This is a genomic window from Streptomyces axinellae, assembly GCF_039532135.1.
GTDB lineage: Bacteria > Actinomycetota > Actinomycetes > Streptomycetales > Streptomycetaceae > Streptomyces > Streptomyces axinellae.
Map to the genome: position 1 here is coordinate 75,371 of NZ_BAAARJ010000009.1, position 23,137 is coordinate 98,507.

19 protein-coding genes and 1 pseudogene are annotated in these 23,137 nt (G+C 70.9%); 7 read left to right on the top strand and 13 right to left on the bottom strand.

The annotated features are described in order from the left end of the window. Positions 1-23: 23 nt before the first annotated feature. From ABD339_RS15255 to ABD339_RS15270, 4 genes and pseudogenes are all read right to left on the bottom strand, one after another. Positions 24-221 (bottom strand): DUF397 domain-containing protein, encoded by a 198-nt coding sequence (locus ABD339_RS15255; protein WP_344566274.1) that lies wholly within the window; start codon positions 219-221, stop codon positions 24-26. Between the two features lie 14 nt (positions 222-235). Next, positions 236-427: a DUF397 domain-containing protein gene (locus ABD339_RS15260; protein ID WP_344566276.1), complete on the bottom strand. Its 192-nt coding sequence runs from the start codon at positions 425-427 to the stop codon at positions 236-238. A 20-nt stretch (positions 428-447) separates the two neighbouring features. Then, positions 448-561, bottom strand: a pseudogene (locus ABD339_RS15265) (DUF397 domain-containing protein); the annotation flags it as partial. Continuing rightward, positions 530-1,456 carry a helix-turn-helix domain-containing protein gene (locus ABD339_RS15270; RefSeq protein ID WP_344566278.1) on the bottom strand — a complete coding sequence of 309 codons (927 nt, stop codon included), beginning with the start codon at positions 1,454-1,456 and terminating at the stop codon, positions 530-532. The gene ABD339_RS15270 and the pseudogene ABD339_RS15265, both read right to left, overlap by 32 nt. A gap of 384 nt (positions 1,457-1,840) precedes the next feature. Here ABD339_RS15270 and ABD339_RS15275 point away from each other — a divergent pair, with 384 nt between their 5' ends. Next, a complete protein-coding gene (locus ABD339_RS15275; protein ID WP_344566280.1) occupies positions 1,841-2,062 on the top strand; it encodes a hypothetical protein in 222 nt (73 codons plus the stop codon). Between the two features lie 47 nt (positions 2,063-2,109). Here ABD339_RS15275 and ABD339_RS15280 read toward each other — a convergent pair whose 3' ends face one another. Continuing rightward, the gene (locus ABD339_RS15280) at positions 2,110-4,512 is read right to left on the bottom strand and encodes an FUSC family protein (RefSeq protein ID WP_344566282.1); all 2,403 of its coding nucleotides are present in this window, start codon (positions 4,510-4,512) and stop codon (positions 2,110-2,112) included. A 196-nt stretch (positions 4,513-4,708) separates the two neighbouring features. On the opposite strand from ABD339_RS15280, the gene ABD339_RS15285 reads away from it, so the two are divergent. After that, positions 4,709-5,686 (top strand): hypothetical protein, encoded by a 978-nt coding sequence (locus ABD339_RS15285; protein WP_344566284.1) that lies wholly within the window; start codon positions 4,709-4,711, stop codon positions 5,684-5,686. Positions 5,687-5,779: 93 nt separating this feature from the next. On the opposite strand, the gene ABD339_RS15290 is transcribed toward ABD339_RS15285, so the two are convergent. The 5 genes from ABD339_RS15290 to iolC all read right to left on the bottom strand — a co-directional run bounded on the left by ABD339_RS15290 (position 5,780) and on the right by iolC (position 12,772). Further along, positions 5,780-7,276 (bottom strand): CoA-acylating methylmalonate-semialdehyde dehydrogenase, encoded by a 1,497-nt coding sequence (locus tag ABD339_RS15290; protein WP_344566285.1) that lies wholly within the window; start codon positions 7,274-7,276, stop codon positions 5,780-5,782. 91 nt (positions 7,277-7,367) lie between these two features. Then, complete coding sequence (gene iolD, locus ABD339_RS15295) at positions 7,368-9,263, bottom strand: 3D-(3,5/4)-trihydroxycyclohexane-1,2-dione acylhydrolase (decyclizing) (protein ID WP_344566286.1); 1,896 nt, start codon at positions 9,261-9,263, stop codon at positions 7,368-7,370. Then, complete coding sequence (gene iolB / locus ABD339_RS15300; protein ID WP_344566649.1) at positions 9,260-10,234, bottom strand: 5-deoxy-glucuronate isomerase; 975 nt, start codon at positions 10,232-10,234, stop codon at positions 9,260-9,262. The genes iolD and iolB overlap by 4 nt, the downstream gene beginning before the upstream one ends. A 246-nt stretch (positions 10,235-10,480) precedes the next feature. Further along, on the bottom strand, positions 10,481-11,422 hold the full coding sequence (locus tag ABD339_RS15305; RefSeq protein ID WP_344566287.1) for a Cgl0159 family (beta/alpha)8-fold protein: 942 nt from the start codon (positions 11,420-11,422) through the stop codon (positions 10,481-10,483). Between the two features lie 258 nt (positions 11,423-11,680). Then, entirely contained in the window at positions 11,681-12,772 is a 1,092-nt protein-coding gene (gene iolC, locus ABD339_RS15310) for a 5-dehydro-2-deoxygluconokinase (RefSeq protein WP_344566288.1), read from the bottom strand. 383 nt (positions 12,773-13,155) lie between these two features. Between iolC and ABD339_RS15315 the strand changes: the two genes are divergently transcribed. Beyond that, on the top strand, positions 13,156-14,082 hold the full coding sequence (locus tag ABD339_RS15315) for a sugar phosphate isomerase/epimerase family protein (protein WP_344566289.1): 927 nt from the start codon (positions 13,156-13,158) through the stop codon (positions 14,080-14,082). Between the two features lie 311 nt (positions 14,083-14,393). Beyond that, a complete protein-coding gene (locus ABD339_RS15320; protein WP_344566290.1) occupies positions 14,394-14,591 on the top strand; it encodes a MerR family transcriptional regulator in 198 nt (65 codons plus the stop codon). Positions 14,592-14,649: 58 nt separating this feature from the next. Here ABD339_RS15320 and ABD339_RS15325 read toward each other — a convergent pair whose 3' ends face one another. Next, positions 14,650-15,459 (bottom strand): DedA family protein, encoded by an 810-nt coding sequence (locus ABD339_RS15325; RefSeq protein ID WP_344566651.1) that lies wholly within the window; start codon positions 15,457-15,459, stop codon positions 14,650-14,652. A 141-nt stretch (positions 15,460-15,600) separates the two neighbouring features. Between ABD339_RS15325 and ABD339_RS15330 the strand changes: the two genes are divergently transcribed. After that, entirely contained in the window at positions 15,601-15,864 is a 264-nt protein-coding gene (locus ABD339_RS15330) for a heavy-metal-associated domain-containing protein (RefSeq protein WP_425576004.1), read from the top strand. A 706-nt stretch (positions 15,865-16,570) separates the two neighbouring features. On the opposite strand, the gene ABD339_RS15335 is transcribed toward ABD339_RS15330, so the two are convergent. Both ABD339_RS15335 and recD2 read right to left on the bottom strand, forming a co-directional pair. Continuing rightward, positions 16,571-17,893 (bottom strand): citrate synthase, encoded by a 1,323-nt coding sequence (locus ABD339_RS15335; RefSeq protein ID WP_344566295.1) that lies wholly within the window; start codon positions 17,891-17,893, stop codon positions 16,571-16,573. A gap of 144 nt (positions 17,894-18,037) precedes the next feature. Then, positions 18,038-20,284 carry an SF1B family DNA helicase RecD2 gene (gene recD2 / locus ABD339_RS15340; protein WP_344566297.1) on the bottom strand — a complete coding sequence of 749 codons (2,247 nt, stop codon included), beginning with the start codon at positions 20,282-20,284 and terminating at the stop codon, positions 18,038-18,040. 283 nt (positions 20,285-20,567) lie between these two features. Between recD2 and ABD339_RS15345 the strand changes: the two genes are divergently transcribed. Next, positions 20,568-21,575 carry a LacI family DNA-binding transcriptional regulator gene (locus tag ABD339_RS15345; RefSeq protein ID WP_344566299.1) on the top strand — a complete coding sequence of 336 codons (1,008 nt, stop codon included), beginning with the start codon at positions 20,568-20,570 and terminating at the stop codon, positions 21,573-21,575. Further along, positions 21,572-23,122 (top strand): sugar ABC transporter ATP-binding protein, encoded by a 1,551-nt coding sequence (locus tag ABD339_RS15350; protein ID WP_344566301.1) that lies wholly within the window; start codon positions 21,572-21,574, stop codon positions 23,120-23,122. Before ABD339_RS15345 ends, ABD339_RS15350 begins: the two co-directional genes overlap by 4 nt. Positions 23,123-23,137: the final 15 nt, after the last annotated feature.

Consider the following 23,137-nt stretch of genomic DNA (forward strand, 5'->3'; position numbering starts at 1 on the left):
CGGCGCTCCGCACTCTTTGTGAGTCAGTCGCCCTTCACCACGTCAACGAAGGCTTCCCAGGACGCCGCCGAAAACAACAACTGCGCGCGGGACGGGTCCTTGCTGTCACGCACCGGGACGACGCCGGGGAAACCGTCCGCCACCTCGACGCAATCCCCGCCCTCCTGATTGCTGTAGCTGCTTGCGCGCCAACGCGCGCCGGTCAGATCGACCATGGCCATAGCCCTCCGCAGAGTCAGTCGCCCTTCAGCGCGTCAACGAAGACTCCCCAGGACACCGCCGGAAACAACAGCTGCTCACGAGAAGGATCCTTGCTGTCACGCACCGGGACGACGCCGGGGAACCCGTCCGCCACCTCGACGCAGTTGCCGCCCTCCTGATTGCTGTAGCTACTCGCGCGCCACCGCGCGCCGGTCACATCCACCATGACTGTAGCCCTCCGCTGAGTCAGTCACTCTTCACCACGTCAACGAAGGCTTCCCAGGACGCCGCCGAAAACAACAACTGCGCGCGGGACGGGTCCTTGCTGTCACGCACCGGGACGACGCCGGGGAACCCGTCCGCAACCTCGACGCAGTTGCCGCCCTCCGGGTTGCTGTAGCTGCTTGCGCGCCACCGCGCGCCGGTCAGATCCACCATGGCTATAGCCCTCCACTGCGTCGGAGATCATCCGCGCGGACATCACCTTGGGCAGCGAGTCCGCGCGCAACTGATCGTAAGCCCGAACGCACAACGCGACATCGCCCGGTTCTTCAAACAGCTGCCCCTGGTCAGCCCCCTCGGCATACGCCACTTCGGAACCGTCGGGCATGGTCAGAACGGTGAGCGACCCGCCCAGCATCGGATGCGCCCCGGATTCGAACGGAAGAACCTGAATGCTGTGTTGGTCACACGTCCGCCTCAGCCTCAAGAGCTGCTCGCGCATCGTGCTCTCGCCGCCCACCCGCCGTGCGAGAACGGACTCGTCAAGCACCACATGGAGCGTGGGAGCATCGGACTCCTGGAGCCGCTTCTGTCGCGCCATGCGGAGTGCGACACGCTCTTCGAGCACCTCCGGATTCGTCACCGTACGCCCGACGCGCAGCACCGCTCTGGCGTACGGTTCCGTCTGGAGAAGCCCAGGCACCGCTTGCGAGGCGTACTCCCGGATAACCAGCGCCTTCCCGGCGAGGTCCATGAACCGCCGTGCCCAATCCGGAAAGCTCTCCCGGTAGACATGCGGCCACAGATCAATGAGCAGGCCGCCCGCGCCGAGTACGGCGTCAAGGTCCCGCGTGAGGTCCAACGTCGGGCGGGCGCCCGACGCCCGCTCCAGCTGTGCCACGCGCGACTGGCTGACGAACACCTTGCGGCCCAGCTCCTGCTGGCTCCAGCCGCGCAGTTCGCGGAGTCGTTTGAGATGGACTCCGAACAGTGCCGCCATGCTCGTTGACGGGTCGAGCTGACCGTTGGCCATGGGCTCACCTCGGCTTATTACTTCTCAACCACTAATGCTGTCGGTGCTGTTGAGACTACTTCCAGTCACCCACCCTTGATGCCGAGAAGCAGTGAACCGAGCAGTGAGGGACAACTATGGGCCACGAGCGGACAGACGACGACGCGCCGGCGGACCGTCCACACCAGACGCGGCAGACGCCGCGCACGCCGCAAACGCGCCGGACACTCGAAACGCTCCAGGCGCGGCTGGCGCGCGGGGCGTGCCTGGACTGTGACTGGTACCGCGTGCAGATCAACCGCGCTGCGGGGGACCCGCGGCCCCGCGCCGATCTGGAGGCGCTCTACGGCGCTCACCTGCGGCGCCGGCACGGCGACGAAGCGCGTGGGCCGCGGAGTGTCTGACATGTGGACCGAGGGCGAGAGCGTGCGCGACGAGAAGACCGGCAAGGCGGGAACGGTGGTGCAGGTGACCGGTCCGGCGCCCTTCATCTACCGGATCATGGTGGAGATGGCGGACGGGTCGCCGCCCGTCATGATCTACCGCTACGGCCACCAGCTGCGCCGCGTGCCTCCTCGCGTACCGCCCCGGCCCCAAGTGGTCCAACACCCGGCCGAGCGCCCCTGATGAAGGGCGGGGCCGCGCCCATCGCACCCGCCGCGAACCGCGCCCGCTTACCGCCCCGCCTCGCCGAGGCCCGGGCCCTCATCCTCATCCCGTTCGGCATCCGGATCGGCATCCCGGTCCGCGTCCCGGTCCGGCCGGGACTCGCCCTTCTTCGGGTCGGCGGCCTCGGCCAGGTCGTCCAGCGCGTCCGTGAGGAGTTCCGCCGTGCGCAGGTCCACGGGGGGCGGGTCGTCGGCCTGGTCCCACCAGTTGGACAGGGCCTCGTGCACGCTCCCCCACTCCAGCGGAGCGCTCTCGCGGATCGCTTCGACCGCGTGGGAGACGGCGGGGGCGAGCGCGGCGGAGAACTCCCCCGCGCCCGGCGAGGGCTGCGCGTCCCGGTCGGGAATGTGGGCTTCCAGGAGCATCGTGGCGCGCCCCATGGTGACCAGCGCGGACTGCGCGTCGGCCACCGAGCGGGGCGACAGGCGGCCCCGGTGCCGTACGGGTTCGGCCTCCGCGCGGCTGACGGTCTGCTCCCACTCCATGCGCGCGGCCCGCGTGTCCAGAAGGGCCTCGCGCACCTGGCGGGGGGTGCGCGCGTCGGGCTGTGCGAAGGCGTCCAGTACGGCGATGGCGTAACGGCCCGTCGCCGCCAGCCAGTCGGCGAGCCGGTCGCGCAGCAGCGGGGTCTCCCAGGCGGGGAAGAGTGCGTAGCTGATCATCGCGAGTACCCCGCCGAGCGCGGTGAGCCATACGCGTTCGAAGGCGGTTTCGGCCCACTGGGCGCCCAGGATGCCGAGCAGGAAGACGACGTAGGAGCCGGTGCAGATCTGCGCGATGGCGTATCCGGTGCGCATCAGCAGATACATGAAGCCGACGCTCACCACGGCCAGCGCCGCGTTCAGATAGGGGCCCGGGTGGGCCAGTGCCATCACCGTGCCCGCGACACCGACGCCGATGAGCGTGCCGACGAAACGGCCGACGCCCCGCTCGTAGGTGCGGGAGAAGTCGGGCCGCAGGACGACGACCGCGGTCAGCGGCACCCAGTACCCGTGCGAGGGCGGCAGCGACTTGCCCAGCACATAGCCGACCGAGGCCACGGCGCTGACGCGCAGCGCGTGCCGCAGGATGGGCGACTTCCAGTGCGTTTCGCGGCGGAAGGCCCGCATCGCCACGGGCACCATCGCCGCGAGGGTGGGCATGTGCAGATGGCGCTCGCGGGCGAGGGCGTGCCCGGCGGCGGGGGTGTGCTTCCCCCCGGCGGCCTTCGCCTTCTCCTCCTGTTCGGCCTTGGCCGCCTCCTCGGCGGCCTCTTCCTCGGGGTCGGGGCCGTAGGGGCCGTCCAGGCTGGCGCCCACCAGCGGTTTGTGGCCGGGGAATCCGGGGCGGTGGCCCTCGCGGTCGGCGACGTGCCAGGTCACCCGGGCCAGCAGTCCGTGCCGGGTGACCTCGACGGGTTCCTGGGCGGCCTCCACGGCGTCGTCGGTGAGCGCGATCAGCCGCAGTCCGGCGCGGCGCGCGGGACCCGAGAGGACCGGGCCTTCCTTGGGGACCTGGAGGACGTCCAGCGCCTGGTCGGGCAGACGGACGCGCTCGCCCCGGCGGATGGCGCGCGCGGTGGCGTCCAGAACAGTGGCGGCGGCGGACAGCAGTTCGCGTACGCGGTCGCGCTCGGGCCCCACCAGCGGGGCACCGCCGACGACGGGGTCGGCGAGCGAGGCGAGGACGGGCCGGAAGCGCTCGGCCATCGCACGGTAGCCCCGCAACTGCCGGGGCCTGCGCCGGGCCTGACGCGGGGTGACGGCGGCGGCGCTGCGGGCCTCGATCAGCGGTTCGGGGTCGAAGGGGGCCATGGGGTCGTGCCGCAGCCGGCGCGCGTAGTCGGCGACGGCGGCGAGCGCGTCCGCGAGGGTGTCGCGCCGCTCGCCCCAGGGGCGGATGGGAAACAGCACGATCAACGCCGCCTGCACGATCCCGCCGACGGCGATGAGCGCGGCATGGCTGAGCGCGCCCAGGACACTCGTCGGCAGGGTGACGGTGATCAGCATCACAGAGACGTTGAAGGCCGCGACCACGCCCGAAGTGGGCCCCATCGACCAGGCCATGCCGGCCAGGAACGCCCATACGGCCAGCAGCAGCACGAACGCCGGGGGCCATGCGGCCACCAGGTAGCCGAGGAAGGTGGAGAGGGCCAGCCCGGCCGCCGCGGCGAGCGCCAGTACGGGCCGGGGGCGCCAGCTGCGCTGGAAGGTGGCGATGCCGGAGGCGAAGGCGCCGAACGCGCTGGATACGGCGAGCTGCGGGGAGCCGACCAGCAGCGCGAACCCGACCACGAGCGCCACCCCGCACGCCCCGCGCACCGCTATCAGCGGCGTCAGCGAGGCCCGCTCCACACTGAGCCCCGACTGCGCCGTCTCCTTGAGCGCCCGGAGCCAGTGCAGCGGTGCGGCCTTCAAGTACCCGAGCATGTGCCCGAGCCTATCGAAACGGTGATCCCGGCCAGGGTTCCGATACGTCCGTGGGCGGGGGGAATTGCCGGTGACCACGGGGGCGCCTCGCCATCGGCTGCGGCAAAGCGGCCGCGAAGCGCGTCAACTCACTGTGAACCGGCCGGTGTTGACGAGCGTTTTATGAACCGGAACATCGGCTGTCGAGAGGAATATTGTGCCGGAAATCACCCCTAGCCACCATGAAGTCAGGCTTCTGGTCGATACATACCAGGCGCTGCTGACCGTCAGGAAGATACTTTCCGACGGTGTGCCGCCCGAGCGAAAATCAGCTGCGGCCGTGGAAATATTCAGGGAGGAGATGAAGCGCGCATCGGACATCGTCGAACGTAAAGCGTACGACGATCTGGACAGCGAGCTGCACAGCAGGCTGGAAGACAGATTCCAGCGGGGCCGCGGGACGTTTCCCACGCAGTTCGAAACCGACTTCTACCTGACCACCAGGAGGGTCCGCGGAGAGTCGGTCGAGAGCGTGCGGGACCGGAACCTGCCCGAGAGCGAGCAGGTCCAGGCCGTCTTCGTGGGAGTCAATGACCGTATGCGGAGTTGGCTCGCCGACCAACATCTGGTGGAAAGCAGAGCTTTCGTGTGGGCGACGGCGTCGGCTCATGCCCTGGCCGGCGAGAAGGCGCCGCCATTGGAATTGGCTGGGGCGCTGAATGGGAATGAACTGTCAAAGCAGGTGGACGGTGCGCGGCATCTGTTCAAAGACAAACGCGAGCTGAGCAACTTCGTGGAAGCACTTGACGACACGGTACAGAACTCTCCCCGTTCCGATTCGATGGAGGAACTCGCCGGCGTTGCCGCCCTGGCTTCCGTCGCCGAATCCGGCAGAGAGCAACTCGGTCCGATACAGGAGGAGCTGGCGCGAAGGGTGCAGCACAACCGCGAGAGCATCTTCCGCGAGCGCCTGGTCACCTGGCTGAACCGGCCCGAACAGCAGCCCCGGTCAGCCCAGTCGGCACAGCGGGCGCAGCCGTCGGCGCAGCAGTCGGGCATAGCCGAAGCCGTCCGCAGTTCGGCCAGGGCGCTGCCCACCCCGTCGGGCCCGGGGAACACCAGGGGCACGAGGCCACCCGGCGACCGCACCCACGGCTCCCCCTCCCCCGCGCCGCGCAGGTCGTCCAGCCGCTGAAGCGGGCCCCCGCCCCCGGTCCGCGCGTGCACATGCGCGGACCGGGGGCGGAACAGCGAGTCGCCAGGAACCGCGCGGAACGCGCGGAACGCGCTACGCCGACGTCGGGAAACCGAGGTTGATGCCCCCGGCGTCGGCCGGGTCGGGCCAGCGGGTGGTGATGACCTTACCGCGGGTGTAGAAGGCCACACCGTCGTTGCCGTAGATGTGCAGGTCCCCGAAGAGGCTCTGCTTCCAGCCGCCGAAGGAGTGGTAGCCGACGGGGACGGGGATCGGCACGTTGACGCCGACCATGCCCGCCTCGACCTCCAGCTGGAAGCGCCGGGCCGCGCCGCCGTCCCGGGTGAAGACGGCGGTGCCGTTGCCCCACTTGCTGGAGTTGATGAGCGCGATGCCCTCGTCGTACGTCTCCGCGCGCACCACGCACAGCACGGGCCCGAAGATCTCGTCGTCGTAGGCGGCCATCCCGGGCTTGACCTTGTCGAGCAGCGAGACGCCGGTGAAGAAGCCGTCCTCGTGACCCGCCACCGTGAAACCGGTGCCGTCCACCACGACCTCGGCGCCCTGCGCCGCGGCTCCGGTGACGTAGGAGGCGACCTTGTCGCGGTGCTCGCGGGTGATCAGGGGGCCCATCTCGCTGGCCGGGTCGTCGCCGGGGCCGATCCGCAGCTTGCCGGCCCGCTCGGCGATCCTGGCGACCAGTTCGTCGCCGATCCCGCCGACGGCGACGACGACGGAGACGGCCATGCAGCGCTCACCGGCCGAGCCGTAGGCGGCGTTGATGGCGTTGTCCGCCGCGTGGTCCAAGTCGGCGTCGGGGAGCACCATCATGTGGTTCTTCGCGCCGCCGAGGGCCTGCACGCGCTTGCCGTGCGCGGTGGCCTCGGCCTGGATGTGCCGCGCGATGGGGGTGGAGCCGACGAAGGAGACGGCGGCCACGTCCGGGTGGGACAGCAGCCGGTCAACGGCCGGCTTGTCGCCGTTGACGACGTTGAGTACGCCCTCGGGCAGGCCGGCCTCGGTGGCGATCTCCGCGAGGCGGTACGCGGCCGAGGGGTCCTTCTCGCTGGGCTTGAGGACGAAGGTGTTGCCGCAGGCGATCGCCAGCGGGAACATCCACATCGGCACCATGGCGGGGAAGTTGAACGGCGTGATGCCCGCCACCACGCCGACCGCCTGCCGGATGGATGAGACGTCCACCCGGGTGGAGACCTGGGTGGACAGCTCGCCCTTGAGCTTCTCGGGGATCCCGCAGGCCAGTTCCACGATCTCCATGCCGCGCGCGACCTCACCGAGCGCGTCGGAGTGCACCTTGCCGTGCTCGGCCGTGATCAGCGCGGCGATCTCGTCGCGCCGCGCGTCCAGCAGCGCGCGGTACTTGAACAAGAAGGCGGTGCGCGTGGCCAGCGAGGACTGCGACCAGCTCGCGTACGCGTCCTTGGCCGCCGCGACCGCCGCGTCCACCTCCTCGACGGAGGCGAGGGAGACCTGGGTGGGCTGGGCGCCGGTCGCCGGGTTGTAGACCGGCCCGAAGGAGCCGGAGACGGACTCGACGGGCTTGCCGCCGATCCAGTGGCCGAGGGTCTTCATGGTGCGGACCTTTCGTGAGGCGTGCGGGTCCCGGCGGCGGCCGGGGCGATCGGGGTGACCTGGGAGATCGGGGCGAACGGTCCGGGGAAGCTCACAAGTGCCGCCGCTGCTGGGCACGTCGGCGCTCGTACTCCTCCCGGGCCGCGCGGGCCGCCGCGCGGCCCGAGGTCTCGGCGACGGCCACGTCCCACCACGCCTGGGGGCCGGGCGCGGGCACAGGCGGGCTGGTGTCGGTCTCGACGTACACACAGGTGGGGCGGGCGGAGGTGCGCGCCGCCGCCAGGGCCTCGCGCAGTTCGCCGTACGTGGTCGCCCGCAGCACCTCCATGCCGAGCGACGCCGCGTTGGCGGCCAGATCGACGGGCAGCGGCGCCCCGGTGTAGCCGCCCTGGGCGTCCCGGAAGCGGTAGGCCGTGCCGAAGCGTTCGGCACCGGTCTGCTCGGACAGTCCGCCGATGGAGGCGTAGCCGTGGTTCTGCACCAGCACGACGTTGATGTTGATGCCCTCCTGGACCGCCGTGACGATCTCGGTGGGCAGCATCAGATAGGTGCCGTCGCCCACCAGCGCCCACACGGGCCGCTCGGGCGCCGCCATGCGCACGCCGATGGCGGCCGGGATCTCGTAGCCCATGCACGAGTACCCGTACTCCAGGTGGTATTGCCGGGCCGACCGGGCCCGCCACAGCTTGTGCAGGTCGCCGGGCAGGGACCCGGCCGCGTTGATGATCACGTCCGTCCCGTCCACGACCGAGTCCAGCGCGCCGAGCACCTGGGTCTGGGAGGGGCGGGCCTTCTCCTCCACCGGGTGCGGGGCGAACGCCTCGGCCACCACCCGCTCCCAGTTCTCCTTGCCGCGCCCGTACTCGGCCTCGTAGTCGGGCGAGACGCGGTAGCCGCGCAGGGCCCCGGCCAGTGCCTCCAGGCCGGCACGCGCGTCGGCGAGGGCGGGCAGCGCGCCGAGCTTGTGGCCGTCGAAGGAGGTGATGTTGAGGTTGACGAAGCGCACGCCGGGCGCCGCGAACAGCGTGCTGGAGGCGGTCGTGAAGTCGCTCCAGCGAGTGCCGACGCCGATGACCAGGTCGGCGGCGCGGGCGAGTTCGTCCGCGACGGCCGTTCCGGTGTGCCCGAGCCCGCCCACGTCACAGGGGTGGTCATGGGGGAGCGAGCCCTTGCCCGCCTGGGTGGAGGCCACCGGGATACCGGTCGTGTCGGCGAGGGCCCGCAGCGCGTCCTCGGCCTCGCTGTGGTGGACGCCGCCACCGGCCACCAGCAGCGGGCGGCGCGCGGCGCGAACCGCCTCGGCCGCCTGGGCCAGCACCTCCGCCTCAAGCCCCGGCCGCCCCACCCGCCACACCCGCTCGGCGAAGAACTCGCCCGGCCACGCGTACGCCTCGGTCTGCACGTCCTGCGGCAGGGCCAGGGTGACGGCGCCGGTCTCGGCCGGGTCGGCCAGCACCCGCATCGCGGCGAGCGCGGCGGGGATCAGCGCCTCGGGCCGGGTGACGCGGTCGAAGTAGCGGGAGACGGGCCGCAGCGCGTCGTTGACGGAGACATCGCCCGCGCAGGGCACTTCGAGCTGCTGGAGAACGGGGTCGGGGACGCGGTTCGCGAAGGTGTCGCCGGGCAGCAGCAGCACCGGCAGCCGGTTGACGGTGGCCAGCGCGGCCCCCGTGACCAAGTTGGTGGCGCCCGGTCCGATGGAGGTCGTCACGGCCTGGGCCGTCAGCCGGTTGTGCTGACGGGCGAAGCCGACCGCGGCGTGCACCATGGCCTGCTCGTTGCGCCCCTGGTGGAAGGGGAGCGGCGCGCCGGGCCCCTGGCCGCTCTCCACCAGCGCCTGGCCGAGGCCCGCGACGTTGCCGTGGCCGAAGATGCCCCAGCAGGAGTCGATGAGCCGGTGCCGCCTGCCGTCGCGCTCGGTGTACTGGACGGCCAGGAAACGGACGAGTGCCTGCGCGGTGGTGAGCCTGACGGTGTCCGTGGTCACTTGGCACCCTCCCCTTCCCCGGCTTGCTGGATTTTCCCGGCTTCCCGGAGCCCCTGGGCTCCCTGCGCCTCCTGGAGCCCGTGGGCCCCTTGGACTCCCTGGGGACCCTCAATTTCCTTCGTCCCGTACAGCGGGAGCCTTGGATCCACTGCCATTTCGGCCCAGGAACCACGGATCCACGCGTGATCAGGATGGTCGCAGATAAGCCACGCGCGATCCACCCCCGGGCCCGCCATCACATTCAGGTAGTACATGTCGTGCCCCGGCGCCGCCATGGAGGGGCCGTGCCAGCCGTCCGGGATGAGCACCGCATCGCCGCCGCGCACCTCGGCGAGCACATCGGTGCCCTTGCCCTGACCACTGGGAGACACCCGCTGGTAGCCGAACCCCTCGGTGGCACCGTGGGGGGCGATCTCGAAGTAGTAGATCTCCTCCAGCTCGCTCTCGGCGCCCTCGCGGTACTCGTCGTGCTTGTGCGGCGGGTAGGAGGACCAGTTGCCGCCCGGGGTCAGCACCTCGACCGCGATGAGCCGGTCCGCCTCGAACACGTGGGCGGCGCCGAAGTTGTTGACCTGCCGCGAACACGCGCCGCTGCCGCGCAGCTCGACGGGGACGTCCTCGGCGGCGCCGTAGCGCACCGCCAGCCGCCGCTCGCAGCGCGCGCCCGGGAGCGCGAACCGTCCGCCGCCCGCGCTGCTGAGCCGTACCTCCGCGTCGCGCGGCACATACGCGAAGTCGCTCACACCGCTGAACACGCTCCGCCTGCCGCGCAGTTCGAGGGTTTCGCCGTCGGCCTCGACGGTGCAGCCCCCGCTGAGCGGCAGCACGATCCACTCGCTCTCCCCGGTGGCGAAGCGGTGCTGCGCACCGGGCGCCAGTTCGAGAACGCGCAGCGAGGAGTAGCCCCAGCCGGCCCGTACGGGGTCGATGTCCAGGGCGTAGGGCCCCGCAGCGGCACTCCCGGTGCGCAGGTGGAAGCCGGAGTCGGCGACGGAGTGGGAGTGGGCGGCGGAGTCGGGCTCGGTACCTGAGTCGGGCTCTGTACTGGAGTCGGGCTCTGTACCGGAGTCGGAGTCGGAGTCGGTGGTGGTCACGCGCGGGCCCCTTTCTGAACGTTCCCAGACGTTCCAGCCTGAGCTTTCCCAGCTTGGTACTTCACGTGCTGACGCCTCTCCGGCCGACAGGCCGACACCTCCCGGGTGAGACCGCCGAGACGCTCACAGCAGTCCGACGGCCGTATCCACGGCGGCACGCACGTCGCCGTCGGCCGGGTAGAGCAGCGAGCGGCCGACGACCAGCCCGCGCACCGTCGGCAGGCTCAGCGCCGTGCGCCACTTCTCGTAGGCGGCCTCCTGCTCGCCGTTGACCTCGCCGCCGAGCAGGACGACCGGCAGCGTGGACGTCTCGCACACCCGGGCCATGTCTTCAGGGTCGGCGGTGACCGGCAGCTTGAGCCAGGTGTAGGCGGAGGTGCCGCCGAGCCCGGAGGCTATGGCCACGGAGCGGGCGACGGCCTCCGCGCTGAGGTCGTTGACCACCTTGCCCGCCCCATCTGCCTTGCCTGCCTTGTCCACCTCGCCTGTCGTGCCTGCCTTGCCCATCGCCCGCCGGGAGATGAACGGCTCGACGAAGACGGGCAGCCCGCGCGCCGCCATGTCGTCCACGGCGCGGGCCGCCGACTCCAGCGTGCGCAGCGAACCAGGATCCTCGTAGTCGATGCGCAGCAGCAGCTTTCCCGCGTCCAGGCGCAGCCGTTCGATGTCCTGCGCGCGGTATCCGGTGAAGCGGTCGTCCAGTTCGAAGGCGGCTCCGGCCAGCCCGCCCCGGTTCATCGAGCCGAGGACGACCTTGTTCTCCAGCGCGCCCAGCAGCAGCAGGTCCTCCAGCACGTCGGCGGTGGCCAGCACGCCGTCCACCCCGGGGCGGGAGAGGGCGAGCGTGAGACGCTCCAGCAGTCCGGCGCGGTGGGCCATGGCGAGCTTGTCGCCGCCGACGGCCAGCGCGCCGCGCGCCGGATGGTCGGCCGCGACGATCATCAGGCGCCCGCTGTCGCCCAGGAGCGGGCGGCGGACGCGCCGTGCCCAGGCCGCCGCGATGGCCTCCGGATGCCGGGCCCGTATGGAGGCCAGCTCGGAGACGGTGACACTGCTGCTGCTCAACTCATGCTCGCTTTCGGAATGTTGGGGGTGGCCAGGCGCGGCGTGCCGGTCCGCTCCGGTGCGGCGATCGCGGTGACCGCGGCCGATCGCGGTGACCGCGGTGGTTGCGGTGATCGCGGTGGTTGCGGTGATCGCGGTGGGGGGGACCGCAGCCGCGACCCCGCGGGGGCCGCGTGACCGGACCGGGGCCGCACGCACGGACCCTCGTCGCACATCCGGATTGTCGTGGCACGCGCGGACGATCGTCACGCGTCCGGGTCAGGCCCGCAGCAGGGCCTCGACCTCGTCCGCCGTGGGCATGGCGGAGGAGCAGGCCAGCCGCGAGGCGACCAGGGCCCCTGCCGCGTTGGCGTACCGCATCGTGTAATCCAGGTCCCAGCCGGCCAGCAGCCCGTGGCACAGCGCGCCGCCGAACGCGTCGCCCGCGCCGAGGCCGTTGACGACCTCGACCGGGTGCGGCGGAACCTCGGCGACCGCCCCGTCCCGGTGGAGCGCGAGCACGCCCTTGGGCCCCTGTTTGACGACCGCCAGCTCGACCCCGGCGTCCAAGAGCGCTTCGGCGCACGCGCGGGGCTCGCGCGCGCCGGTCGCGACCTCGCACTCCGCGACGTTGCCCACGGCGACGGTGGCGTGCGCGAGCGCCTCGCGGTAGTACGGCCTGGCGGCCTCCACGGCGCCGGGCGACGACGCCCCGTCGCCGTCCCCGTCACCAGCACCGGCACCGGCACCGGCACCGGCACCGGCACCGGCATGGGCGCCTGCGCCCGAGCCCGGACCCGCGCCCCCATCCCAGAACATCGGCCGCCAGTCGAGGTCGAAGACAGTGGCCACGGCCTCGGTACGTACCGCGTCCCGCGCGGCATTTCGCGGGGCGTCCCGGGCGGCGAGCGCGCCGAGCGTGGCGCTCCGGCTGGGCTCCGCGCACAGCCCGGTGCCCGTCATCCAGAAGATCTTCGCGGCGGCGATCCGGGCCAGGTCCAGCTCCGCGCCGTGGATCTCCAGGTCCGGGGCCTTGGGCAGCCGGTAGAAGTAGAGCGGGAAGTCGTCGGGCGGGAAGATCTCGCAGAAGGTCACCGGCGTCGGATACGCGCCGACCGGCGTCACCCACCGGTCGTCCACGCCGAAGCCACGGAGCGCCTCGTGGCAGTAGATGCCGAACGGGTCGTCACCGGTCCGGCTGATGACGGCGCTGGAGCGGCCGAGCCGGGCGGCGGCGACGGCGACGTTGGTGGCGGAGCCGCCGAGGAACTTGCCGAAGCTCTCCACGTGCTGGAGCGGAACGCCCGTCTGAAGAGGGTAGATATCGACCCCGATGCGCCCCATCGTGACCACGTCGTGCGGCTCGCTCATGGATCCGGTGCCTCTCTTCCGTCGGCCGGCCACGCCCCCCGTCCCGGCCCGACTGCCTCCCGCGGGCCGCGCCTTGCCGACTCATGGTCCGTCCGGCGGCTGACCACTGTCAACGCTTTGTCCTTACATACGGACGTCCACAGCGGGCGGGGCGCGGTACGCACGGACGGCACGCCACGCAGGGCGCGCGCGCCTCCCGACCACGGCGCAGGGCGCGCGCGCCTCCCGACCACGGCGCAGGGCGCACACTCGGCACACCCCGCACGGCACACACCCGGTGCACGGCGCACGGCGCACGGCGCACAACAGCGCCGCACGCCAGGACACGATGTTGTCCTGACAAACTCTTGACCGGGGCGCGCGCCACCGGTTTGGCTCGCCCCATGACTGGCACTCCCTCCCCCGGCCCCAGCCGCACGCTCGACCGCATCCGGGTCGGCTCGGCACCCGACTCCTGGGGCGTCTGGTTTCCCGAGGATCCCGAACAGGTGCCCTGGCAGCGCTTCCTCGACGAGGTGAGCCAGGCCGGGTACCAATGGATCGAGCTGGGCCCCTACGGCTACCTCCCGACCGACCCCGCCCGCCTCGCCGACGAGACCGCCGCCCGGAACCTCCGGGTCTCCGCCGGCACCGTCTTCACCTCGCTCCACCAGGGGCCCGCCGTCTGGGACGAGACCTGGGAACAGGTCTCCCGCGTCGCGACGCTGACCCGCGCGATGGGCGCGGCACACCTCGTGGTCATCCCCTCCTTCTGGCGCGACGACAAGACCGCCGCGCTCATCGAGCCGTCCGAACTCACCACCGAACAGTGGCGCCACCTCGCTGAGGGCACAGAGCGGCTGGCACGCGAGGTGCGCGAACGCTACGGCCTGGAGATCGCCGTCCACCCGCACGCCGACACCCACATCGACACCGAGGAGCACGTCACCCGCTTCCTCGACGCCACCGACCCGGCGCTGGTCAACCTCTGCCTGGACACCGGCCATTACGCCTACTGCGGCGGCGACAGCGTCAAGCTGATCGAGACCTACGGCGAGCGGATCGGCTATCTGCACCTCAAGCAGGTGGACCCGCGCGTCCTCGCCGAAGTCGTCCGCGACGGAACGCCGTTCGGGCCCGCCGTGCGCCAGGGCGTGATGTGCGAGCCGCCGGGCGGATTGCCCGCGCTGGAGCCGGTCCTGACGGCGGCTCAGGGACTGGGCGTCGATCTCTTCGCCATCGTCGAACAGGACATGTACCCGTGCCCGCCCGACCAGCCGTTGCCCATCGCGGAGCGCACGCGGCGCTTTCTGCGCGGCTGCGGGGCGTAGGGGACGGCACCGGACGGGACACCAGCCCGTCAGCGGCGGGCACCGGATGCACGGACCAACGGCCAACAGGCCAACAGGCCAACAGGCCAACAGGCCAACAGGCCAACAGGCCAACAGGCCAACAGGCCAACAGGCCAACAGGCCAACAGGCCAACAGGCCAACAGGAACACCATGTTCCGGTCCGGTCACCAATGTCACCGTTACACGGCTCTGCCGTCACAGGCGGCGCACAGCCTCCGTCCGGCCTCACTCCGCGTCGTTCACCCGGCACAGGCTGGTGATCACCAGCCACCCCTGGGAGGTGCGAGAGATGGCCGACCGAAGCCTCTGGTCGTACAAGGAAATCGCCGCGCACATCGGCGTCCAGCCGGACACCGTGCGCTCCTACCGCAAGCACGGCCTCCTACCCCCTTCCGACCTCGTGGAGGCCGGAAAGCCCTACTGGTTCGCCGACACCATCCGGGACTGGGTCACCCGCAGGCCCGGACACCGCGGCGGCGGCCAATGAGGCCGCCCCGGCGGTGGTGGGCCCACGCTCCCCCTCCGCCGCAGCCCTTCGCTTCCCCTCACCCCCCGCTCCCCCGATGACCGCCCCGGGCCCCGGCCGGCGCCCCCACGGACGCCGACCGGGGCCCTTCACCCTCGTCGCTCTCGTCACCCTCATCGCTCTCATCGCTCTCGCCCGCGCGCCGACGGGCGGGCGCCGGCACGCGCACACGTACACGCGCCGGGAGGGGGTCCGCCGCTTCCGCTGTTCCCCGCCCCTCTTCCGAGCCGGGTTCCGTTCCCGCGCCCGCCCCCGGCGCTGTCCGTGTCCGCGTTCGCGTCCGGTGACGCATCACCCACTGCACCCCCATGGCCCCACCCGCCACCAGCAGCGAGGCGCCCAGCCCGGCCAGCGCGCCCGACAGTGTCCCGGCCAGGATGAGCCCGCCCCAGTAGCCGAGGCCGACCGAGTAGCCCGCCCAGAGCAGTTCCGCGACTCCGGCGCCGAGCAGGAAGCGGCGCGCCGGGTAGCCGACGGTGCCGGTCGCCAGCCCTCCGGCGACCCTGCCGCTGGGCAGGAAGCGGATGACGATGACGAACGGCACTCCGTGCCGCCACACGCGCGCCGCCGTCCAGTCGAGTGCCGCTTTGCGCCGGGGGCTCGACGAGAGCCAGGCGCGCGTCCTGGGCCCCGTGCGCCGCCCCAGCCAGTGGATTGCCATGTCCCCCACCAGCGCGCTGCCCGCCACGACGAGCAGCACCAGCGGGAGGGAGAGGCGGCCGGTCGCGGCGAGTGCCCCGGCGGTCGCGATGAGCGCGGAGTTGGGCACGAGCGGCGGCAGTGTGGTGAGCATCAGCAGCGCGTACGCGGCCCACAGCGCGCCCTGCATGCCGACCACCTGCCTTCCTCCACGTGCTGCCTTTCCTCACGTGAAGCCGAGCCCCGGCCACGGGGTTGGTCGCATACCCACAGGGGGTATACCGTGGACCCCGCACCGCCTCCCGCAGCACCAGCCGCACGCACCAGCACCATTGATGCGGCCCGTGGGGGCACCTATCGAGAGCGAGGAATGGCCATGAGCATCGTGACGACCACGTACAAGGTTTCCGGAATGACCTGCGGCCACTGCGAGGGTGCCGTGTCCGAGGAACTGTCGCGCATCGAGGGCGTCTCGGACGTGAAGGCCGTGGCCGCCTCCGGCGAGGTCACCGTCACCTCCTCCGGCGAACTGGACGACGCCGCCGTACGCGACGCCGTCGATGAGGCGGGGTACGAGCTGGCGGGCCGGGCGTAACGGACTCCGGGCCGTCCGTCCATCCATCCGGACGCCGACCACTTCCAGTATCGCGCCGCACCGGACATACCGCATTCCGGGACGAACCGCACGCCGGGGCGAACCGCACGGCGACCGCACCGCCGACCGGCCCACGAGGAAGAGCCCCCGCGACAAACGAATCGCGGAGCGCGAGCCCGAACGGGCCCGGATCACGAAGGGCGCCCGAGGGGGGCCGAATCAGGTCGAACAGCGCCGAACGGGGAGGCGACTCACCACGGGGCAGCCCCATCACACAGTGCAGGCGGGCACAACGCCTCGCGGGCAGCGAAAAGCGCCCCGTTGACCAGGTCCCCCCACGGGCCCGTCAACGGGGCGCTTCCGTTCCCCGGTCACGGATTCCCCCCACGGGATCCTGGCCGGGCGCTTACTGGCTGCACGCGCGAGCGGGAGGGCCGCTCAAGCTCCCCCGGGCACGTTCACCTTATCTTCACACCGAATCCGTCCCCCAAGACGACTCCGGAGTATGGCGAAGCCTCCGCCGGGAGGCCGACGCCACCCGGTTAGACACCCGACCCGGCCCAATGGTTACCCCCCAATTTCTGTGACCTACGTCTCTCTGGAGGTCCACACAAACGGAAGGCCCCGGTCCGATCGGACCGGGGCCTTCCATCTGGCGTAGTGCAGGTACCAGAGCAGTGCCGGTATCCGCGTGGTGCGGGTCAGGTCAGCGCGACTCGACCGGCACGTAGTTCCGCTCGACCACGCCGGTGTAGATCTGGCGCGGGCGGCCGATGCGCGAGTTCGGCTCCTTGATCATCTCGTGCCACTGGGCGATCCAGCCGGGCAGCCGGCCGAGCGCGAACAGCACGGTGAACATGCTGGTCGGGAAGCCCATGGCCCGGTAGATCAGGCCGGTGTAGAAGTCCACGTTCGGGTAGAGCTTGCGCTCGACGAAGTAGTCGTCGGACAGCGCGTGCTCCTCCAGGCGGAGCGCGATGTCGAGCAGCTCGTCGCTCTTGCCGAGGGCCGAGAGCACGTCGTGCGCCGCCGCCTTGATGATCTTCGCGCGGGGGTCGAAGTTCTTGTAGACGCGGTGCCCGAAGCCCATGAGCTTGACGCCGTCTTCCTTGTCCTTCACCTTCCGGATGAAGGTATCGACGTCGCCGCCGGATGCCTGGATGCCCTGGAGCATCTCCAGCACGCTCTGGTTGGCGCCGCCGTGCAGGGGTCCCCACAGTGCGTTGATGCCGGCGGAGATGGAGGCGAACATGTTGGCCTGCGACGAGCCGACCAGGCGCACCGTGGAGGTCGAACAGTTCTGCTCGTGGTCCGCGTGCAGGATCAGCAGCTTGTCGAGGGCGTTGACCACGACCGGGTCCAGGTCGTACTGCTGCGCCGGGACCGAGAAGGTCATCCGCAGGAAGTTCTCGACGTAGCCGAGGTCGTTGCTCGGGTAGGCGACCGGGTGGCCGACGGCCTTCTTGTAGGCGTAGGCCGCGATCGTCGGCAGCTTGGCCAGCAGCCTTATGGTCGAGAGGTGGCGCTGCTGCTCGTCGAAGGGATTGTGGCTGTCCTGGTAGAAGGTGGACAGCGCGCTGACCACCGAGGACAGCATGGCCATGGGGTGGGCGTCACGCGGGAAGCCGTCGTAGAACCGCTTGACGTCCTCGTGCAGCAGGGTGTGCTGGGTGATCTCGTTCTTGAACGAGGCCAGCTCATCGACGGTCGGCAGCTCGCCGTGGATCAGCAGGTAGGCGGTCTCCAGGAAGGAGCCGTGCTCGGCCAGCTGCTCGATCGGATAGCCGCGGTAGCGCAGGATGCCCTGCTCACCGTCGAGATAGGTGATGGCGGATTTGTACGCGGCGGTGTTGCCGTAGCCCGAGTCCAGGGTCACCAGACCGGTCTGGGCACGCAGCTTGCTGATGTCGAACCCACGGTCGCCCACCGTGCTCTCGACGACCGGGTAGCTGTACTCGCCGTCCCCGTACCGCAGTACTACGGATTTCTCGCTGTCGCGGTGTTCGCTCACGTCATCCCTCACCGACATAGTGCCTCTTCTTCGAGGTGCCCTGACTTCTCTCCACTTTCCCCCATCCGGTGCAGTGCGGTGCACTGGGGGTCAGCCAGAAGGCTCCATGGTGGCACGGAGTGCCGCCTGTCTGGCTATCCTGCACCCTCCAGGCCGTCATGGTCACCCCCCGGAAGCCAAAGCGCCCGTCGAGGCGGCCGGAAGGCCGCGCAGCCGGTGGTCGAGGGCCGTGCAGCGCCGCCCGGCCGAGACCGTGCGGACGGCCTGACCGAGCGCTCTTCGGGAGCCGACCAGCACCACCAGCCGCTTGGCCCGCGTCACGGCGGTGTAGAGAAGGTTGCGCTGGAGCATCATCCATGCCCCCGTGGTGACGGGAATCACCACGGCTGGATACTCGCTGCCCTGGGAGCGGTGGATGGTGACGGCGTAGGCGTGGGCCAGCTCGTCCAGCTCGTCGAAGTCGTAGCCGATCTCCTCGTCCTCCTCCGTGCGCACCGTCAACCGCTGGTCGTCCGGGTGGAGGTCGGTGACCACTCCGACGGTGCCGTTGAAGACGCCGTTGGCCCCTTTCTCGTAGTTGTTCCGTATCTGGGTGACCTTGTCGCCCACCCGGAAGACGCGCCCGCCGAAGCGCTTCTCCGGCAGGCCGGGGCGTGCGGGGGTGACCGCCTGCTGGAGCAGCCCGTTGAGCGCACCGGCACCGGCCGGGCCCCGGTGCATCGGGGCCAGGACCTGTACGTCGCGGCGGGGATCCAGCCCGAACTTCGCCGGGAGGCGGCGGGCCGCCACATCCACGGCCAGCAGCCCCGCGGCCTCCGTGTCGTCCTCCACGAAGAAGAAGAAATCGCTCAGCCCCTGGGTGAGCGGCTGGGCGCCGGAGTTGATGCGGTGGGCGTTGGTCACCACACCCGACTGCTGGGCCTGGCGGAAGATGCGCCGCAGCCGCACGGCGGGCACCGGTCCGTCCTCGGCCAGCAGGTCGCGCAGGACCTCCCCCGCGCCCACCGAGGGCAGCTGGTCCACATCGCCGACCAGCAGCAGATGGGCGCCCGGGGGGACGGCCTTCAGCAGCTTGTTGGCCAGCAGCAGGTCGAGCATGGACGCCTCGTCGACCACCACCAGGTCGGCCTCCAAGGGGCGGTCCTTGTCGTAGGCCGCATCGCCGCCCGGCTTCAGCTCCAGCAGCCGGTGCACCGTGGACGCCTCGGCGCCGGTCAGCTCCGAGAGGCGTTTGGCGGCGCGGCCGGTGGGGGCCGCCAGCAGCACCCGGGCCTGCTTGGCGGCGGCCAGTTCGACCACCGAGCGGACGGTGAAGGACTTGCCGCACCCCGGGCCCCCGGTCAGCACCGCGACCTTGCGGGTCAGCGCGAGGCGCACCGCCTCGCGCTGCTCGGGGGCCAGCTCCGCTCCGGTGCGCGCGGCGAGCCAGGCCAGCGCCTTGTCCCAATCGACGTCCTGGAAGGCGGGCAGCCGGTCCTCCGGGGTGCGCAGCAGCCGCCGGAGCTGGGCGGCGAGCGCCGTTTCCGCGCGGTGGAAGGGGACGAGATAGACGGCGTTCAGCGTGCGCGAGGGCTCCTCCGGGTCGGGCACCGGCTCACGCACCACGCCCTCCTCCTCGCCCGCCAGCTCGCCCAGGCAGTCGATCACCAGGCCCGTGTCCACCTGGAGGAGCTTGACCGCGTCGGACAGCAGACGCTCCTCGGGCAGATAGCAGTGCCCCTGGTCGGCGGACTGGGAAAGGGCGTGCCGCAGCCCGGCCTTGACCCGCTCGGGGCTGTCGTGCGGAATGCCGACGGACTGGGCGATGCGGTCGGCGGTCAGGAAGCCGATGCCCCATACGTCGGCCGCCAGCCGGTAGGGGTTGGCGCGCACCACGGAGATCGAAGCGTCGCCGTACTGCTTGTAGATGCGCACGGCGATGGAGGTGGAGACGCCGACGCCCTGGAGGAAGACCATGACCTCCTTGATGGCCTTCTGCTCCTCCCACGCGGCGGCGATCAGTTTGGTGCGCTTGGGGCCGAGGCCGGGGACTTCGATGAGCTTCTTGGGGTCGGCCTCGATGACATCCAGGGTCTCCACACCGAAGTGGGTCACGATGCGGTCGGCGATGCGCGGGCCCACGCCCTTGACCAGCCCCGAGCCCAGATAGCGGCGGATGCCCTGGATGGTGGCGGGCAGCACCGTGACGTAGTTGTCCACATGGAACTGGCGGCCGTATTGCGGGTGGGAGCCCCAGCGGCCCTCCATGCGCAGCGATTCGCCCGCCTGGGCGCCCAGCAACGCGCCCACCACCGTGAGGAGTTCGCCGCCGCGGCCGGTATCGACCCGCGCGACGGTGTACCCATTGTCCTCATTGGCGTAGGTGATGCGCTCTAGGACCCCTTCGAGCACCGCAGGCTGGAACGTCATGTCACAGACCGTAGCCCCGAGTGCCGACATCGCGGCAGCCCTGTGGATAACCCTCGGAACGAGTGCCGGAGTTACCTCCCACCCCTCTCGAAGACTTGTTCCCAAAAGGGGGTCACGATCCTGCATCAGCCCCTTGCGTCACACCCGGCGCATCCCCTTCCATGTGCGATGTAATCGTTTCCACGCGGGGAGCGGAGCGAGCCCGACCGCCGTGCGCACGGAGCCACTTACAGTTCCGCTTCCGCCCCCGTATCCAATTCCACTTCCGGGACCCGGCACACCAATGGCAGGCATCAAGGACGTCGCGGCGCATGCGGGCGTCTCGGTCGCCACGGTCTCGCGTGTGCTGAACGGGCACAGCGGAGTCCGCGACGAGACCAGGACCCGGGTACTGGAGGCGGTCGCCGAGCTGCGCTACCGCCCCAACACCCTGGCCAGATCCCTGCGTACGGACCAGACCCGCACCCTCGGCCTGGTCATCAGCGATGTGCTGAATCCGTTCTTCACCGAGCTGGCCCGGGCGGTCGAGGACGCGGCGCGCAGCAGGGGCTACAGCGTCATCATCGGCAACGCCGACGAGCAGCTCACGCTCCAGGACCACCATGTGCGCACGCTGCTGGACCGCCGTATCGACGGGCTGCTGGTCTCGCCGGCCGACGGCCAGTCCCTGGCGCTGCGGGAGGCGGCCGTCTCCGGGATCCCGATGGTCTTCGTGGACCGCTGGATCGAGGGCCTGGACGTGCCGCTGGTACGCGCCGACGGGCGGTCCGCCGTTCGCTCTCTCGTCGCTCATCTGTACGCCCTTGGTCACCGCAGGCTGGCTATCATCACCGGGCCCGTCGCGAGCACGACGAGCAACGAGCGGGTCCACGCCTTCCGGTCGGCCCTGCGCGAGCACGGGCTGCCGCTGCCCGCGGCCTATATCGGCCAGGGCGACTTCCAGACCGCCAGCGGGCGCAGGGTCGCAGGCGACTTCTTCGCCCTCCCGGAGCCGCCGGACGCGGTCTTCGCGACGGACAACCTGATGGCGCTGGGTGTGATGGAACAGCTGCGCATGCTCGGCCTGCGCGTGCCGGACGACGTGTCGCTGGCGGCGTTCGACGACATCCCCTGGTTCCTGCACACCGATCCCCCGATCACCGCGATCGCCCAGCCGACCCAGGAGCTGGGCCACCGCGCGGTCGCTGCCCTGACCGACCTGGTGGAGGGGAGGAGCGCCGGCTCCGTCACGCTCTCCGCCCATCTCATAGCGCGCCGCTCCTGCGGCGAAGACGAAAGGACGCGCCGTTGACCACCCCAGACCCGCCCCCGGCACGGGAGTTGCTGCGAACGGAGGGCATCCGGAAGACCTTCCCCGGCGTGGTCGCCCTCGACGGCGTGGACTTCGACCTGCGCGCGGGTGAAGTCCATGTGCTGCTGGGCGAGAACGGAGCAGGCAAGAGCACTCTGATCAAGGTGCTCTCCGGCGCCTACCGCGCGGACGCGGGGCGGGTCCTGCGGGACGGCAAACCGGTGCGCATCTCCGGGGCCGAGGCGGCGGCGAAGCTCGGCATCGCCACCATTCACCAGGAGTTCAACCTGGTCCCCCACCTGTCCATCGCGGAGAACATCTTCCTCGGCCGCCAGCCGCGCCGCCGGGGCATGATCGACCGCAAGAAGATGGAGGCGGACGCGGCCGAACTGCTGGACAGGGTCGGCATCACCGCCCCGCCGCGCACCCCGGTCAGCAAGCTGGGCATCGCCGGTCGGCAGATGGTGGAGATCGCCAAGGCCCTCAGCCTGCGCACCAGCGTACTGATCATGGACGAGCCGACCGCGGTGCTCACCGCCGAGGAGGTCGGCCGGCTCTTCACCATCGTGCGCAAGCTGCGCTCCGAAGGCGTCGGGATCATCCTGATCACCCACCACCTGGAGGAGATCCCCGCCATCGGCGACCGGGTCACCGTCGTGCGTGACGGGCGCAGCGTCGGCCAAGTGCCCGCCGACACCCCCCAGGACGAACTGGTCAAGCTCATGGTGGGCCGCGACATCGAGCAGCAGTACCCGCGCAAGACCGCCGACCAGGCGGGCCAGCCGCTGCTGCGGGTGACCGGACTGCGCAAGGAAGGCGTCTTCCAGGACATCAGCTTCGAGGTGCGCGCCGGGGAGGTCGTCGGCGTCGCGGGACTGGTCGGGGCGGGCCGGACCGAGGTCGTCCGCGCGGTCTTCGGCGCCGACGGCTACGACGCGGGCCGGGTCGAGGTGCGCGGCAAGAAGCTCAAGGGCAACGACGTGTGGGCCTCGCACGCGGCCGGGCTCGGCCTGGTACCCGAGGACCGCAAGGGCCAGGGCCTGCTGCCCGACGCCTCGGTCGCCGACAACCTCGGCCTGGTCACCTTGCGCGAGTCGAGCAAGGGCGGCTTCGTGGACCGGGGCAGCCAGCGCAAGGAGGCCGGCCGGATCGCCGACCGGCTGGGCGTGCGGATGGCCGGTCTCGACCAGCACGTGCGCACTCTCTCCGGCGGAAACCAGCAGAAAGTCGTGATCGGCAAGTGGCTGCTCGCCCAGAGCCGCGTGCTGATCCTCGACGAGCCCACCCGCGGCATCGATGTGGGCGCCAAGGTCGAGATCTACCAGCTCATCAACGAGCTGACGGCCTCTGGTCACGCGGTGTTGATGATCTCCAGCGACCTCCCCGAGGTGCTGGGCATGAGCGACCGGATCCTGGTGATGTCCCAGGGCCGGATCGCGGGCGAACTGACCGCGCGGGAGGCCAGCCAGGACGCCGTGATGGCCCTGGCCGTCGGCAGCTCCGCACCTGGAACGAGCGAGATGGAGGATTCTCCCCGTGGCCATTGACACGCAGCCGGGTCA